The following is a 14552-nucleotide window of genomic DNA, read 5'->3' as shown; positions in this document are numbered from 1 at the left end:
CCTCACGCATTGAAAGTTCTTCATCGGGAGCAGTCCGGACAACAGTCATCCGGAACGCCGGAGAATGGCGGTCATTTTTCCAGGTAATACCATCAAGACCGTGGAGTTGCCAGGCTCTTACCCAGCGTCGCACTGATGTTCTTTCAACACCAAAACGTTCAGCGGTACGGTGTGTTCCATCTTTTCCGGCGAGGTAGTGATTAACTACAGCTAATCTGGTTTCGAGGGAATATTTTGGCTTTGCCATAAAAAACTGCACCTTACTCAGTTGGGTGTCCAACTTTTGGGGTGCAGTCCAAAGTACGGGCTTTTTTCTTTTATGGTCTAAATTCCCATGCCGAATGAACATCGGATGGCGGCGACACCTTATATAACCGTAGCTTTAGCCATCTCCTGCCTGGCTTCGCCCCGTAATGCCGGGTGGCAGCTAAGCTTTACCCGGCCTACATTTCTCTTCAAATTTTTTGCTCAACATCCGCCATTGCTCACACCTTAAGCGAACAGCCATCAATGCGGAAAATATGCTTGACCGTTTCAGTGCAACTCCCTATAGTAGCGCCCCGTTGCCCCCCAAGTGGCGGCAGCAATACAATGTGGTGAGGTGTCCGAGTGGCTGAAGGAGCACGCCTGGAAAGTGTGTATACGGCAACGTATCGGGGGTTCGAATCCCCCCCTCACCGCCATCATTTGAAGGAGAGCTCGCATGCAAATGCGGGCTTTTTTTTCGCATATCGCGCATGCGCAGGGGGGATGAGAATCCCCGACCGGGGTTCGACAACGGGCAATTGCCCGTTGGACAGATGACGAGCCTGCGAGGAATCTGCCCGCAGGGCGAGCGAAGCGAGTCAATCCCCCCCTCACCGCCATCATTTCAGATAAGAGCCTGTACGAAAGTACGGGCTTTTTTCTTTTATATTCCCCATTCCAGGGGGATGAAAATCCGCAACCCTCACTGCAATAGCAAAACTCCGCCTCATATCAGCTCAGAAGAAAGCCCTCTGACCTTGCTCGTTTTGCTTCTCCCCCTGCAATTACAGGTGCATTACTATGGCATTCCAGTAGCGAAAACGAGTGCCGTAATGAAAGAACTCAATAGCGTGAGTGGGAAATTAACCCTGTTGGCCATTATTGGTGATCCCATAGCACAAGTGCGTGCCCCTTTGATGATCAATGCCGCCATCGAAGCGCAACACATTCCGGATACGCTGATGGTGCCTTTGCATGTTTCTCCAGGTAGCGTGCAACAAGCGATTGAAGGTCTGAAAGCTGTGCAGAATTTCGCCGGTGCCATTATTACCATGCCGCATAAAAAAGAGGTCATGCGTTTCGTGGACTCAGCAAGTACACCAGCAACGCGCTGCGGTGCCTGTAATGTCATCCGCCGTGACCAGCACGGGAAAATCCATGGCACCATGCTGGATGGCGAAGGTTTTGTCGCCAGCCTGCTGGAGCGGGATATTGCCGTCAGGCAGAAGAAAATCTATCTGGCAGGAACCGGTGGCGCAGGTACGGCGATCGCACATGCGCTGGCTGCTCATCAGGTTGCAGAATTAGTTATCTATAACCGCACCGTCAGCCGGGCCGAAGCACTTATCCGTGAACTGTCGGTTTTCTATCCGCAGGTGCAGTTTCAACTGGGCAACGATAAACCTGCAGAGGTTGATATTGCCATTAATGCCACCTCCGTTGGCATGGGCGAGACGCAAGAACTCCCCTTCTCGCTTATGACGCTCAACCCGCAGTCAGTGGTCTGCGATATCATTATTTTCCCGGAGACGACAGCGTTACTCGCTGCGGCACGGCAGCGCAATTTACGCACGCATTCCGGACGGGCCATGCTCGCAGCGCAGATTGCATTGATGCTTGAGTTTATGCTGCATGGCAAAAAGGCATAAAAAAAGCCCGGCAAGCCGGGCTATTCCGTTGTGATGACATCAATCATAAGCCAGCAGCGTGCGCTGACAGAGAGCGGAGCGTACGCAGTCATCTTTGTTAAAGCGTACCACGCCAATCATCTCATCTTCCTCAAAACGCGCCAGCGCATCGCTCAGCCCCGATTTAACACCGGAAGGCAGGTCGCACTGGGTGATATCGCCGTTGACAATCACCGTCACGTTTTCCCCGAGGCGAGTCAAAAACATCTTCATCTGCGCAGCGGTGACGTTCTGAGCCTCATCAAGAATGACGACCGCATTTTCAAAGGTACGTCCGCGCATATAGGCGAACGGCGCGATTTCCACCTTACCAATCTCTGGGCGCAGGCAGTATTGCATAAAGGACGCGCCAAGGCGTTTAACCAGCACGTCATAGACGGGCCGGAAGTATGGCGCGAACTTCTCCGAAATATCGCCGGGTAAGAAGCCGAGATCTTCGTCAGCTTGCAGGACCGGCCGGGTAACAATAATCCTTTCCACGTCCTTATGGATCAGCGCTTCCGCCGCTTTCGCCGCGCTAATCCACGTTTTTCCGCATCCCGCTTCACCGGTTGCGAAGATCAGTTGTTTACTCTCGATAGCATTCAGGTAGTGCGCCTGAGCTTCATTGCGAGCGGCAATCGGAGAGGTATCACGGCTGTCCCGCGCCATGCCAATTGCTTCTACGCCACTCATCTGCACAAGCGAGGTGACCGACTCTTCTTCACGTTGTTTATGACTGCGTGAATCACGTCTCAGCACGCGTTTCGCTTCACGACGAGCTTTGATCACTGCTTTTTGTCTTCCCATGGATAGCACCTTGAGTTGTTGGTTTACATCACGCGCGTCTGTTTCGACACGACTATGCGCACAAACGTCTGAGGGTTGGCTTCCTTGTAAGCCTTGTCTTGCCTTTGAATATGATGTGGCTGAGCGACAGGCATCATCGCCGGTCACATCGTTGAAATCGGGTATGAACAAAGAGGAGGAAAATTCAGGGGCGAAGAAGTCGTTGCCGGAGGGGGTTTCTCCGTGCCGGGTCTTACGTGGTCTTTTTGAGTGTCCGCTACAGGACTTTACCATCCGCGATCTCCTGAAGAACTTCATCACCACAGGGAAAAACGCTTTAAACTAATTACATCAAAACTTAGCATCATTGCAACATTATTTTTACCTACTCATAACGTGCAAGCGCCCTGCGTTGTTGCAAAGAGTCTCTGATATGAATATTACAGAAAGATAACAGATACTTTCTAATACGAAAAAATGATAGCTGGATGGCAGAAAAAGTATGTCGAAATGCAACGAATGACAGAATATCCTGCCCGCAGGCGGGCAGGATAGGATCTTTACACTTCGAGCAGAGATTGGGCAAGATAGTGATTTGCGTCTTTAACGCCAGGCAAAACAAAGAAGTAGCCGCCGCCAATCGGACGGATATATTCTTCCAGCGCCTCGCCGTTAAGCCGTTTTTGCACCGTCAGGAAACCTTTTTCCAGATCGTGCTGATAACAGACAAACAGCAAGCCCATATCAAGTTGACCCGAGTTCGTCACCCCGAGCGAATAGCTATAGCCCCGGCGCATCATCAAACTTGATTGCGTCTCCTTGGTACGCGGGTTCGCCAGACGAATGTGGCTGTCGAGGGCAATCACATCGCCGTCCGGATCTTTGGTGTAATCCGGAACGTCGTGTTCTTGCTGCATGCCCAGCGGCGCGCCGGAGTGCTTATCACGGCCAAAAATCGTTTGCTGCTCTTTCAGCGGCGTGCGATCCCAGAACTCAACATGGAACTGGATAATCCGCACCGCCTGATAACTGCCGCCAACGGCCCAGGCCGGTTCACCTTGATCGCCAGTAACCCAGACGACGTCATTCATCAACGCGTCATTGCTGCTATCCGGGTTGGCGGTGCCATCTTTAAATCCCAGCAGATTCACCGGCGTCTCTTTGCCTTTACTGCGCGCCGCATGATCGGAGATAAACCCTTCCCGCTTCCAGCGCACGCTGAGTAAATCCGGCGTGTGTTTAATGAGATCGCGCAGCGTGTGAATCACCGTATCCTGCGTATTCGCGCAAATCTGGATGAGTAAATCACCGTGGCACAATGCCGCATCCAGCGAATCATTGGGGAAGCGTTCCATCTTTTGCAGCTTTTTCGGCATCTGCGTCTGCAAACCAAAACGCGTATCGAACAGCGACTGACCAACGGACACGGTGACCGTCAGGTTATCCGGCGCGATATACGGCCCGAGAATGCCGGAATCCATTGGCGGCAGCCGTGGGTTTGTCGTATCCGGCGCCGGGCCGCCGGAAGTGAGAAAAGTGATGCGCTGTGTCAGTAAGCGAAACAAACGTTCAAGATCGGCCTTATCCGCAGCCAGCACATCAAAAGCCACCAGCATCATTGACGCCTGCTGCGGCGTCAAAATCCCGGCCTGATGTGCCCCGAGAAAAGGCTGCTTTTCCATCCGCGAATCCGGCGATAGTGTCCCCGGCGCACTCTGCGGTTTTGCGCCATGGGCAACCGGGCATCCGCCAGCAATTGCGAGCGCGCCTCCCAGCGCGCCCATCCCTTTCAGTAAACGGCGGCGCGAAGGTTCGCTGACGCCATGATCATCATGTTGCTTCATCTTGTTAATCCAGCCCAAGCACGCCGCGCAGTTGCGCCAGATCTTCCGCCAGCGTGGTGATCGGCCCTTTCAGCGCGTTACGATCGGCGTCGGTCAGCTTGTCATATGTCTCATAGCCATCTTTGGTGCGGTATTTCGCCAGAATGGTATCCACTTTCTTGAAGTTGGCATCGACTTTCGCCAGCAACGCTGCATTATCTTTTTGCAGCTGCGGGCGCAGCAGATCGACAATTTTCTGCGCGCCATCAACGTTGGCCTGGAAGTCCCACAGATCGGTGTGGCTGTAGCGATCTTCTTCGCCGCTGATTTTGCTGGCCGCGACTTCTTCAATCAAACCGGCAGCCCCGCCCACCACTTTTGACGGCGGGAAAGCCAGTTCGTTAATGCGCGTTTGCAGATCCAGCACATCGCTGTTGAGCTGATCGGCATATTTGCCCATCTCTTTGGTGCTGTTATCGCCAAACAGGGCTTTTTCCAGGCGATGGAAACCAGTGAACTTCGGATCGTCCGATTTGTGCTCGTAATCATCTTCACGGGCATCAATGCTGCCATCCAGATCGGAGAAGAGCTCAGCAATCGGTTCGATACGTTCATAGTGCTGGCGGGTTGGCGCATACAGCGCTTTCGCTTTTTCAATATCCCCGGCTTTTACCGCATCGGTAAAGGCTTTCGTGCCGGAGACCAGCTGCGCGGTTTCTGCCACCACATAAGCTTTATAATCCGTAATGGCTCCACTCAGGCTCAACAAGGCATCGCCTTTTGCCGCATCTGCGGTTGCCGAGCCTTTGACCACCAGTTTGCCTTTCGGGTTGGTCAGCAGGCCGCAGGTCATATCATATTCGCCAGGTTGCAGATTGGCGGTCAGCTTCTGGCTGAAGCCCGGTGCGATGTTTTCACGCTCTTCCACCACCATCACGCCTTTGAGGATCTCCCATTCCAGCGCTTTCTGGCTGTGGTTGACGATAATGAACTGCGTTTTGCCTGCGTTAACGGTCAGGTTCATCGGCTCACACTGCTTGTCCGTTACCGTGACCTTCACCTGCGGAACATCCGCAGCCTGTACTCCGAAAGCGCAAGACATCAGCGCCGCGATCCCTACCTGCAAAGCACTACGACGAAAATGAATAGCCATGACCCTTCCCTTAAATAAGTATGTTGTAACTACGAAGCAGTGAACGTAATCAGGAGGCCGCCTGCGAAGGCTGCGCACCTGAACGTGGAGGCAAAACAAACAGCACCAGCACCGGAATCAGGTAGGCAAAGTAGACAAAGACTTCGCTCACACTCGGTGCTTCCTGATAACCAAAAATGCCTTCCAGCAAGGTACCCGTCAGCGAATGCGTGGTGAGCACGTTGCTTAAATCGAAAGCCACATCCTGGAATTGATTCCACAAACCGGCTTCATGGAAAGCGCGGATAGCGCCCGCTGCCAGACCGGCAGCCACCAGCAGGATGAACAGACTGGTCCATTTGAAAAACGCGCCGAGGTTAAGGCGGATCCCGCCCCAGTAGAGCAGAAAGCCCAGCACCACGGCCGTTGCCAGCCCAAGCATTGCGCCAAGCGGCGGCCAGATACCGAGATCCTGCTGGAATGCCGCCAGCAGAAAGAACACCGATTCCAGCCCTTCACGCGCGACAGCGAAAAAAACCATCAAAATCAGCGCCCAGCCGTGATGATTACTGCGCGCCAGTGCGTTATCCACCGCCTGCTCAAGTTGCACTTTGACGTTGCGCGACACTTTGCGCATCCAGAACACCATCCAGGTGAGGATCACGACGGCAATCACCGCGACAATCCCCTCAAACAGCTCCTGCTCTTTTTGCGGAAACTCACCGGTGGTTTCGTTGATGGCAATCCCCAATCCCAGACAGAGCGCGGCGGCAAGGAAGACGCCAATCCACATCACGCCGATCCAGCGTCCGCGCTGGGTTCGTTTCAGGTAGCTGGCAATCAGACTGACGATCAGCGCCGCTTCGAGGCCTTCACGTAACATAATAAGAAATGGAACAAACATGGAGGACGCCCCTGGTGTCATGTGCAGTCAACGGTTGCAAAGAAAAGTAAATTGCATTGATAGTGATTATCATTACGATAACGAGAAACTCAAGCGAAATATGACAAGAATAATAACTGGATGTAAACGGATAGCAGGCTAACCCAGGCGAAGCGACCCTTATGCAGAAGCGGTTGAAATAAAGCGATAACTTAGCTTACAAAGCATTAACTTTATGTTTACCGCATCTCGCGGCTATGGCTAAATACTTCCCCCATTCACCTGCAAAATTAGAGATATGATTAACTTCCTACACTTTCTGCTGGCGCTGGCGGTGATCCTCGCGCTCGCCTGGCTGGTAAGTTTCGACCGGCGGCAAATACGTTTTCGCTTTATTCTGCAATTGATCGTCATCGAAATGGCGCTGGCCTGGTTTTTCCTGCATGCGCAAAGCGGATTAACACTGATTAAATATGTTTCCGGCTTCTTCGAAGTGCTGCTGAAATTTGCCGGTGAAGGTACGGGTTTTGTTTTCGGCGGCATGAGCGAAAAAGGACTGGCATTTATTTTCCTGGGTGTGCTGTGCCCCATCGTTTTTATTTCGGCGTTGATCGGCATTTTGCAGCATTGGCGTATCCTGCCTGTTTTTATTCGTCTGATCGGTACCCTGCTATCGAAACTCAACGGTATGGGCAAGCTGGAATCCTTTAATGCCGTCAGTTCGCTGATCCTGGGGCAGTCCGAAAACTTCATTGCCTACAAAGGGATACTTGCCGACCTCTCTTCACGCCGCCTGTTCACCATGGCCGCCACGGCAATGTCGACGGTTTCGCTGTCGATCGTCGGTGCCTATATGACCATGCTGGATGCGAAATATGTGGTCGCCGCGCTGATCCTGAATATGTTCAGCACCTTTATTGTGCTGTCGATCATTAATCCCACGCGCCCGGAAGCGGAACCGGAAATTAAGCTGGAAAAACTCCACGAATCGCAAAGTTTCTTTGAGATGCTCGGCGAATATATTCTGGCAGGTTTCAAAGTGGCGATGATTATTCTGGCAATGCTGATCGGTTTTATCGCCCTGATTAGCGCCGTCAACGCCCTTTTCTCTGCGCTATTCGGTATCAGTTTCCAGCAAATTCTCGGCTATGTTTTCTATCCGCTGGCCTGGCTGATTGGTATTCCGCTCAGCGATGCGCTGCATGCTGGCAGCATCATGGCCACCAAGCTGGTGGCTAATGAGTTTGTGGCGATGATCGAACTGCAAAAAATCGCCGCCCAGATGACGCCGCGCGGATTGGGGATTTTGTCAGTGTTCCTGGTGTCGTTTGCCAACTTTGCCTCAATTGGCATCGTCGCAGGCGCCATTAAGGGGCTGAATGAGCAGCAAGGCAATTCCGTCTCCCGCTTTGGCCTGCGCCTGGTCTACGGGGCAACGCTGGTGAGCCTGCTCTCCGCCGCCTTTGCGGGTGTTGTGCTGTAAGTGATTTACCCCTCTCCTGCGGGAGAGGGGTTTCAAATCAGAACTGAACGCAAACCGGCTGATCCACGCGCATCACCGATTCCTGTGCGAAACGCGATTTATAAATCTCACGCAACGTATCAATTTTCGCGTCAGTTTGTGCGTCCACGCTGTGAATAAGCATCAGCGCCTTGCTCGGCTCCTTCGACACTTTCCCGTTGCTACCCAGCCACTGCCCCTGGGCATCGAAAGCCGTTAAGCCATCACGAAAACGCGGCGTGACATCGTTATCCACATACTGTTGCCACTCCTGAGCGGTAATCGGTTTACCACCCTGACGGGTTAAACCGTAATAGAGCGTGGTTTGTTGCATTTGGTTTTCAACCTTGCAGGTTTGCGTGCTCACACTCTGTTTCGATGTCGGCGCCGCACAGCCCGCCAGCAAACCTGCAACCATCAGCGCGGTGAACCCTGTCTTTAACTTCATACTGCTATCCTCATTGTTATTTGTCCTGAGATAACAGCGTAATTACAAATATTTAGCAATAAAAAAACCCGCCGCAGCGGGTTTTTCGTCAATGGCGTGTTATTCCGCCTGCAAACGGGACGGCGGCGCAGAGCGGTAATGCGCATCGGCCTCGGCAAAACGCTGCTGCATCGCCGCAGAAGGCGCTTTGCCCAACAGGCTGAACACCACAATACCCAGGCTGCCGAAGACAAAGCCTGGAATGATTTCATACAGATCCAGCCAGCCGTAGTGCTTCCAAATAATGACCGTCACTGCGCCAATAATCATCCCCGCCAGCGCGCCGTTGCGGGTCATCCGCGACCACATCACTGAGAACAGCACTACAGGGCCAAACGCCGCGCCGAAACCGGCCCATGCGTAACTGACCAGCCCCAGCACGCGGTTTTCCGGGTTTGCCGCCAGCGCAATAGCGATAACCGCCACCAGCAGCACCATTGCGCGGCCCACCCACACCAGCTCGGTCTGGCTGGCGCCTTTACGCAGAAACGCTTTGTAGAAATCTTCGGTGATCGCACTGGAGCAAACCAGCAACTGGCAGCTCAGTGTTGACATCACCGCAGCCAGGATAGCAGAAAGCAGCACGCCCGCAATCCACGGGTTGAACAGCAGTTGCGCCAGTTCAATAAACACGCGTTCGGCGTTCTGATTAACCGCACCCGCCAGCGACGGGTTGTTATTGAAATAAGCGATGCCAAAGAAACCAACGGCAACCGCGCCGGCCAGGCAGAGGATCATCCAGGTCATGCTGATACGGCGCGCATGCACAATCGTGTGGTGGGAATCGGCGGCCATAAAGCGCGCCAGAATATGCGGCTGACCAAAATAACCCAGCCCCCAGCCCATCAACGACAGAATGGCGACAAAATTCAGCCCCTTCAGCATGTCGACGTTTTCGATGCTTTTCTGCTTAATCACTTCCAGCGAATCACCGAAACCACCCACCGTAATAATGACAATCACCGGCGTCAGGATCAGCGCGAAAATCATCAGGCTGGCCTGCACCGTATCGGTCCAGCTAATCGCCAGGAAACCACCAATAAAGGTGTAAATAATGGTGGCTGCCGCGCCTGCCCAGAGCGCGCTTTCGTAGCTCATGCCGAAGGTGCTTTCGAACAGACGTGCGCCCGCCACAATGCCGGAAGCACAATAAATGGTGAAGAAGAGAAGGATTACCACGGCGGAGATAATGCGCAGCAGACGGCTTTTATCTTCAAAGCGACCGGTGAAATAATCCGGTAATGTCAGCGCATTATTGTTCACTTCGGTGTGCACGCGCAGACGCCCGGCCACCAGTTTCCAGTTGACCCACGCCCCCAGCGTCAGGCCAATGGCGATCCAGCTTTCCGAAATTCCGGAGATAAAAATTGCGCCCGGCAGCCCCATCAGCAGCCAGCCGCTCATATCGGACGCTCCGGCGGAAAGCGCGGTGACCAGCGGCCCCAGGCTGCGGCCGCCGAGAATATAATCGTCAAAATTCTTCGTCGAACGCCAGGCGAAAAACCCGATCAATATCATGCCAAAGATATAAACAAGAAAAGTCACCAGCATCGGTGTGCTCATTGCCATTAAAAATGTCTCCAGGGTTCTTCGTCAGCAAAATCATTCTGCTGCTTTATCCATCACCGGAACGTAGTGATGGCGCGTATTGATTATCAGAAGCGCCCGTATCCTGCCGGAAGCCTCACTTATTCACAATTGATTTAACACAGCATTTACATCAAATTCATCCTGAGCTTGATAGCTTTTTGCGATAGGTTGTACTGTGTCACACTTTTCCAGGTTGCACCTTTTAAAAGTGTTATCCACCGCATAAAACCTGCTTTGCCAGTGAAATATCCAGCGCCTTTTCTTGTTACCAGCAATTAACATTTAATTCATTTTTAACCTTGCCAGCCAGGTCACATTTAACAAGGTTGCACAAAGTTGCAACATGATGGATATTTCTGCCTGAACCGCAAAACAGCCAAAAAAACAGGAGCAAAGCATGGGCACCACCACGATGGGGGTCAAGCTTGATGACGCCACGCGCGAAAGGATTAAAGCCGCCGCAGCGACGATCGACCGCACACCGCACTGGTTAATTAAACAGGCCATTTTTAATTATCTGGAGAAGCTGGAAAACAGCGAAGGGTTACCGGAGCTGGCCGCCGCGCCAGCGGCAACGTCACAGGATGAGGAAAGCGGCGTTTCGGCTGACGAGAGCCACCAGCCGTTCCTCGACTTTGCCGAGCAGATCCTGCCGCAGTCTGTTTCCCGCGCCGCCATTACCGGTGCCTGGCGCTGGGCGGAAACCGACGCAGTGCCGATGCTGCTGGAGCAGGCTCGTCTGCCGCAGCCGGTCGCGGAAAATGCCCATAAACTGGCTTACCAGTTAGCGGAAAAATTACGTCATCAGAAAACCGCTTCCGGCCGTGCTGGCATGGTGCAAAGCCTGTTGCAGGAGTTTTCACTCTCCTCGCAGGAAGGCGTGGCGCTGATGTGTCTGGCGGAAGCGCTGCTGCGCATCCCGGATAAAGCCACCCGCGATGCGTTAATCCGCGACAAAATCAGCAACGGCAACTGGCAGTCGCACATTGGCCGCAGCCCGTCGCTGTTCGTCAACGCCGCGACCTGGGGCCTGCTGTTTACCGGGCGGCTGGTCTCCACGCACAACGAAGCGAATCTCTCGCACGCCCTGAACCGCATTATCGGGAAAAGCGGCGAGCCACTGATCCGCAAAGGCGTGGATATGGCGATGCGCCTGATGGGCGAACAATTCGTCACCGGCGAAACCATCGCCGAAGCGCTGGCGAATGCCCGCAAGCTGGAAGAGAAAGGCTTCCGCTACTCCTACGATATGCTGGGCGAAGCGGCGCTCACCGCCGCCGATGCGCAGGCTTATATGGTCTCCTATCAGCAGGCCATCAACGCCATCGGTAAGGCGTCCAACGGTCGCGGGATCTACGAAGGGCCGGGCATCTCGATTAAGCTTTCCGCTCTGCATCCGCGCTACAGCCGTGCGCAATACGATCGCGTCATGGAAGAGCTCTATCCGCGCCTGAAATCCCTCACCCTGCTGGCGCGCCAGTACGATATTGGTATCAATATTGATGCCGAAGAGGCCGATCGTCTGGAAATCTCCCTCGATTTGCTGGAAAAACTCTGCTTTGAGCCAGAGTTAGCAGGCTGGAACGGAATCGGCTTTGTGATTCAGGCCTACCAGAAGCGCTGCCCGTTTGTCATTGATTACCTGATTGACCTGGCAACCCGCAGCCGCCGCCGTCTGATGATTCGCCTGGTCAAAGGCGCTTACTGGGACAGCGAAATCAAACGCGCGCAGATGGAAGGCCTGGAGGGCTATCCGGTCTATACGCGCAAGGTCTACACCGATGTTTCCTACCTCGCCTGTGCGAAAAAATTACTCGCGGTGCCGAACCTGATCTATCCGCAGTTCGCCACCCACAACGCCCATACGCTGGCGGCGATTTACCAGCTTGCCGGGCAAAACTACTACCCCGGACAGTATGAGTTCCAGTGCCTGCATGGCATGGGCGAACCGCTGTACGAGCAGGTGGTAGGGAAAATTGCCGACGGCAAACTGAATCGCCCGTGCCGCATTTATGCGCCGGTCGGGACGCATGAAACCCTGCTGGCCTACCTGGTGCGGCGTCTGCTGGAAAACGGTGCCAATACCTCCTTTGTTAACCGCATTGCCGATACCACACTACCGCTGGATGCGCTGGTGGCTGACCCAGTGGCGGAAGTGGAAAAACTGGCCGCGCAGGAAGGCCAGGTCGGTCTGCCGCATCCGAAGATCCCTCTGCCCCGCGCCCTGTATGGTGAAGGACGCATCAACGCCGCCGGTCTGGATCTGGCGAATGAACACCGGCTGGCATCGCTCTCATCTTCATTGCTGAACAGCGCCACGCAGAAATGGTATGCCCGTCCGATGCTGGAACAGGTGGTGATGGAAGGCGAGCCAATCGCGGTGATCAACCCGGCAGAGCCGAAAGATGTGGTGGGTTACGTGGTGGAAGCCCGCGATGAAGACGTGGAGCAGGCGCTGAATAATGCTGTTAATCATGCGCCAATCTGGTTCGCCACGCCGCCGCAGGAGCGCGCCGCCATTCTGCAACGCGCCGCCGTGCTGATGGAGGATCAGATGCCGCAGTTGATGGGCATTCTGGTGCGTGAAGCCGGGAAAACCTTCAGCAATGCGATTGCCGAAGTGCGTGAAGCGGTGGATTTTCTGCGCTATTACGCAGGCCAGGTCAGCGCCGATTTTGATAACGAAACCCATCGCCCGTTAGGTCCGGTGGTTTGTATCAGCCCGTGGAACTTCCCGCTGGCGATCTTTACCGGGCAGATTGCCGCCGCACTGGCAGCGGGCAACAGCGTGCTGGCCAAACCTGCGGAACAAACCCCGCTGATCGCCGCACAAGGTGTGGCAATTCTGCTGGAAGCGGGCGTTCCTGCCGGGGTATTGCAATTGCTGCCAGGGCGTGGCGAAACCGTCGGCGCACGGCTCACCTCCGATGCGCGGGTGCGCGGCGTGATGTTCACCGGCTCGACCGAAGTGGCCAGCCTGCTGCAACGCACCATCGCCACGCGACTCGATGCGCAGGGCCGTCCGACGCCGCTCATCGCCGAAACCGGCGGCATGAATGCGATGATTGTCGATTCGTCGGCGCTCACCGAACAGGTGGTTGTCGATGTGCTGGCCTCCACGTTCGACAGCGCCGGACAGCGCTGTTCGGCGCTGCGCGTGCTGTGCCTGCAAGAAGAGATTGCCGATCACACGCTGACCATGTTGCGTGGTGCAATGGCCGAATGCCGGATGGGCAATCCAGGCCGTCTGACCACCGATATCGGCCCGGTGATCGATGCCGAAGCGAAAGCAAATATCGACAAACATATTCAGGCGATGCAGGCCAAAGGGCGCAATGTATTCCAGGCAATGCGCGAAAACAACGAAGATGCGCGCGAATGGCGTACCGGCACTTTCGTAGCGCCGACGCTGATTGAGCTGGAGAGCTTCGACGAGCTGCAAAAAGAGGTCTTCGGGCCGGTGCTGCACGTGGTGCGCTACAGCCGTAATCAGTTACCGCAGTTGATTGAGCAGATCAATGCTTCCGGCTACGGTCTGACGCTCGGCGTGCATACGCGCATTGATGAAACCATCGCCCAGGTAACCGGCAGCGCGCACGTCGGCAACCTGTACGTTAACCGCAATATGGTGGGCGCCGTGGTCGGTGTGCAGCCGTTTGGCGGCGAAGGGTTATCCGGTACCGGGCCGAAAGCGGGCGGGCCGCTCTATCTCTATCGCCTGCTCGGTAGCCGCCCGGAAAATGCGGTACTGAAAACGCTCGCCCGGCATGATGCTACCGCGCCGCTGGATGCCCAGTTGAAAAACGTGATGGCGCAACCGCTGGAAGCGCTGAGCGCGTGGGCCGCCGATCGTCCGGCGCTACAGGCGCTGTGCCGTCAGTTTGGCGAGTTGGCGCAGAGCGGAACGCAGCGTCTGCTGCCAGGCCCGACCGGTGAGCGTAATAGCTGGACGCTGGTTCCGCGCGAACGTGTGCTTTGCGTGGCAGATAACGAACAGGATGCGCTGGTACAACTGGCGGCGGTAATCGCCTGCGGCAGCCAGCTGTTGTGGCCGGATGACACGCTGCATCGCGATCTGGCGAAACAGCTTCCGCCGATCGTCAGCGCGCGCATCCAGTTCGCCAAAGCCGATGCGCTGATGGCGCAGACGTTTGACGCGGTGATTTTCCATGGTGATTCCGATCAACTGGTTACGCTGTGTGAAAACGTGGCCGCACGCGACGGCGCAATTGTCTCGGTGCAGGGTTTTGCTCGCGGGGAAAGTCATATCCTGCTCGAACGCCTGTGGCTGGAACGTTCGTTAAGCGTCAACACCGCCGCCGCGGGCGGTAACGCCAGCCTGATGACCATTGGTTAAACCGGTGAACAGGCCCGATGGCGCGACGCTTATCGGGCCTGCAAAACCATCAACCCTCCGGGTGGTGGATGGCAAAC

10 protein-coding genes and 1 tRNA gene are annotated in these 14552 nt (G+C 54.9%); 4 read left to right on the top strand and 7 right to left on the bottom strand.

Annotated features, from left to right (window positions below; genetic code table 11):
• Window positions 1-247, bottom strand: a 247-nt coding sequence (locus C0557_RS08780) for a helix-turn-helix domain-containing protein (protein WP_217273278.1), incomplete at its 3' end; no start/stop codon positions are given.
• A gap of 348 nt (window positions 248-595) precedes the next feature.
• Here C0557_RS08780 and C0557_RS08775 point away from each other — a divergent pair.
• A tRNA-Ser gene (locus C0557_RS08775) sits at window positions 596-683 on the top strand.
• 249 nt (window positions 684-932) lie between these two features.
• Complete coding sequence (locus C0557_RS08770) at window positions 933-1895, top strand: shikimate dehydrogenase (protein WP_253073799.1); 963 nt, start codon at window positions 933-935, stop codon at window positions 1893-1895.
• A gap of 39 nt (window positions 1896-1934) precedes the next feature.
• On the opposite strand, the gene phoH is transcribed toward C0557_RS08770, so the two are convergent.
• The 4 genes from phoH to efeU form a co-directional block, all read right to left on the bottom strand.
• Window positions 1935-2723: a phosphate starvation-inducible protein PhoH gene (gene phoH, locus C0557_RS08765; RefSeq protein ID WP_043953937.1), complete on the bottom strand. Its 789-nt coding sequence runs from the start codon at window positions 2721-2723 to the stop codon at window positions 1935-1937.
• Window positions 2724-3262: 539 nt separating this feature from the next.
• Complete coding sequence (gene efeB / locus C0557_RS08760; protein WP_208658184.1) at window positions 3263-4546, bottom strand: iron uptake transporter deferrochelatase/peroxidase subunit; 1284 nt, start codon at window positions 4544-4546, stop codon at window positions 3263-3265.
• A 4-nt stretch (window positions 4547-4550) separates the two neighbouring features.
• Window positions 4551-5678: an iron uptake system protein EfeO gene (gene efeO, locus C0557_RS08755; protein WP_208658183.1), complete on the bottom strand. Its 1128-nt coding sequence runs from the start codon at window positions 5676-5678 to the stop codon at window positions 4551-4553.
• Window positions 5679-5727: 49 nt separating this feature from the next.
• Window positions 5728-6561 (bottom strand): iron uptake transporter permease EfeU, encoded by an 834-nt coding sequence (gene efeU, locus C0557_RS08750; protein WP_208658182.1) that lies wholly within the window; start codon window positions 6559-6561, stop codon window positions 5728-5730.
• 277 nt (window positions 6562-6838) lie between these two features.
• Between efeU and C0557_RS08745 the strand changes: the two genes are divergently transcribed.
• On the top strand, window positions 6839-8023 hold the full coding sequence (locus C0557_RS08745) for a NupC/NupG family nucleoside CNT transporter (RefSeq protein WP_208658181.1): 1185 nt from the start codon (window positions 6839-6841) through the stop codon (window positions 8021-8023).
• A 37-nt stretch (window positions 8024-8060) separates the two neighbouring features.
• Here C0557_RS08745 and C0557_RS08740 read toward each other — a convergent pair whose 3' ends face one another.
• Together C0557_RS08740 and putP are read right to left on the bottom strand one after the other, a co-directional pair.
• Window positions 8061-8489 (bottom strand): DUF3574 domain-containing protein, encoded by a 429-nt coding sequence (locus C0557_RS08740; protein WP_074775797.1) that lies wholly within the window; start codon window positions 8487-8489, stop codon window positions 8061-8063.
• Window positions 8490-8588: 99 nt separating this feature from the next.
• A complete protein-coding gene (putP, locus tag C0557_RS08735) occupies window positions 8589-10097 on the bottom strand; it encodes a sodium/proline symporter PutP (protein WP_208658180.1) in 1509 nt (502 codons plus the stop codon).
• A gap of 418 nt (window positions 10098-10515) precedes the next feature.
• Between putP and putA the strand changes: the two genes are divergently transcribed.
• A complete protein-coding gene (gene putA, locus C0557_RS08730; protein WP_208658179.1) occupies window positions 10516-14475 on the top strand; it encodes a trifunctional transcriptional regulator/proline dehydrogenase/L-glutamate gamma-semialdehyde dehydrogenase in 3960 nt (1319 codons plus the stop codon).
• The last annotated feature ends 77 nt before the right edge of the window (window positions 14476-14552 follow it).

The sequence above is a fragment of the Kosakonia sp. MUSA4 genome, assembly GCF_013085925.1.
GTDB classification, from domain to species: domain Bacteria; phylum Pseudomonadota; class Gammaproteobacteria; order Enterobacterales; family Enterobacteriaceae; genus Kosakonia; species Kosakonia sacchari_B.
This window is presented reverse-complemented; position numbering and strand designations above follow the sequence as displayed.

Excerpts from the sequence above, each read along its gene's own strand:
- C0557_RS08770 (WP_253073799.1), top strand. The coding sequence starts at position 933 with ATGAAAATCCGCAACCCTCACTGCAATAGCAAAACTCCGCCTCATATC.
- phoH (WP_043953937.1), bottom strand. The coding sequence starts at position 2,723 with ATGGGAAGACAAAAAGCAGTGATCAAAGCTCGTCGTGAAGCGAAACGC.
- efeB (WP_208658184.1), bottom strand. The coding sequence starts at position 4,546 with ATGAAGCAACATGATGATCATGGCGTCAGCGAACCTTCGCGCCGCCGT.
- efeO (WP_208658183.1), bottom strand. The coding sequence starts at position 5,678 with ATGGCTATTCATTTTCGTCGTAGTGCTTTGCAGGTAGGGATCGCGGCG.
- efeU (WP_208658182.1), bottom strand. The coding sequence starts at position 6,561 with ATGTTTGTTCCATTTCTTATTATGTTACGTGAAGGCCTCGAAGCGGCG.
- C0557_RS08745 (WP_208658181.1), top strand. The coding sequence starts at position 6,839 with ATGATTAACTTCCTACACTTTCTGCTGGCGCTGGCGGTGATCCTCGCG.
- C0557_RS08740 (WP_074775797.1), bottom strand. The coding sequence starts at position 8,489 with ATGAAGTTAAAGACAGGGTTCACCGCGCTGATGGTTGCAGGTTTGCTG.
- putP (WP_208658180.1), bottom strand. The coding sequence starts at position 10,097 with ATGGCAATGAGCACACCGATGCTGGTGACTTTTCTTGTTTATATCTTT.
- putA (WP_208658179.1), top strand. The coding sequence starts at position 10,516 with ATGGGCACCACCACGATGGGGGTCAAGCTTGATGACGCCACGCGCGAA.